Genomic DNA, 1,231 nt, shown 5'->3' with positions numbered 1-1,231 from the left:
CTTTAAAATAGCCGATGCCTGCGATTTTTAGCGTGCCCGAGGAATGAAAAACCCAGCCGCGAGAGATGATTTTCGCTTCGTTTTGTGCGAATATCTCCTCGCTCGCCTCGCCCGTGCTAACCGCAAAATCGTAATAATCGCTACGGACGCCCGATATCGGCACCGCGATCCCCTTTTCTGTGACCGCGCCCCCGTGCTCGGTCTGCGTAAAATAAGCAAGAACGTCACCGCCTACAAGTCCATGCTCATCCAGATAGCGCGCGAGCAGCGCGGGCTCGTACACCACGAAGCCGCCCAGCTCGGAGAAAATTTGCCTTTTCATTCGCACCTTTCTTTGATCGCCGTGCGCATCGTGCGCAGAAATTTTACCGCTCATTTGTCCTCTTTGTTTTTGTTTCGCAGCGCAGATGAAATTTTATCGCCGTGCTTGCAGCAGGCTAAATTTTATCCTGCGATCGCGCCGAGAATGAAATTTGAGCCCATTTTACGCTCAAATTTTACAGCCCGCGGTTTTTGCCGTCCATACCTTGGCACTTATCTACGAGCCAGCGCCCGTCCTTGCGCACGAGCAGGAAGCGGCGCGCAAAGCCGTGTTCGTCCTTGGCGTAGATGTAAATTTTATTTTTGCTCTCGCATTCGGCGTCCGTTAGCCCGTATCCGCCGTAGGCGCCGCCCTCCATCATCGAAAACGAGATGCCATCGGGGCGGAAGCCGCTGCGCCTAACGGGCGTGCAGTAGCTCGCAAATAGCTCCTTGCATCTGCGCTACACCTCGCCGTCGTCCAGATCATCAATTCGCGAAGCGGCAAATTTCTCCCACTCGCTCATCGCCGCGAAAAATTCTAAAAGCGCACTCTGCGCCGCCGCCAGGTCATCTGGATCAAGCTTCTTTTTGCTCTTTGCGGCGTCTCTTTGCGCCTGCTCGAATTCCGCGATTTGCTCCTTGCTAAACTGCCCGCCGCCAAGATAAAACTGGATTTTTGTATCTGCCGCGGCTAGCAGCCCCGCAAAGCTCACGCGCGAATTGACCAGGCGCAACGATTTTAGCTTCGGGGTTTGCGCGATCGCTTTTAGCCCCTCATCCGTGATGCTGACGTTTTCGATGCCGATGTGTTCGAGCTTGGCGTGCGCCGCAAAGTATCTAAAACCCTCGCCGCTTATCTTGTCGCTATATTGCAAAAACAGATACGCAAGCTTCGGTAGCGTGGCTAGATGCTGTAGTGCCGCGTCCG

General features: G+C 54.3%; 1 protein-coding gene and 2 pseudogenes. All 3 read right to left on the bottom strand.

Annotated features, from left to right (window positions below; translation table 11 throughout):
* Positions 1-376 (bottom strand): hypothetical protein (locus tag Q0413_RS03005; RefSeq protein ID WP_298987157.1); only part of this gene is annotated, 376 nt, incomplete at its 3' end.
* 121 nt (positions 377-497) lie between these two features.
* Positions 498-749: pseudogene (locus tag Q0413_RS03000) on the bottom strand (NTF2 fold immunity protein); the annotation flags it as partial.
* A gap of 15 nt (positions 750-764) precedes the next feature.
* A pseudogene (locus Q0413_RS02995) lies at positions 765-1,231 on the bottom strand (hypothetical protein); the annotation flags it as partial.

The organism is uncultured Campylobacter sp., from assembly GCF_938045465.1.
Lineage (GTDB): Bacteria > Campylobacterota > Campylobacteria > Campylobacterales > Campylobacteraceae > Campylobacter_B.
Note: the sequence above shows the minus strand (reverse complement) of the source record. Positions and strands in the feature narration are given on the sequence as shown.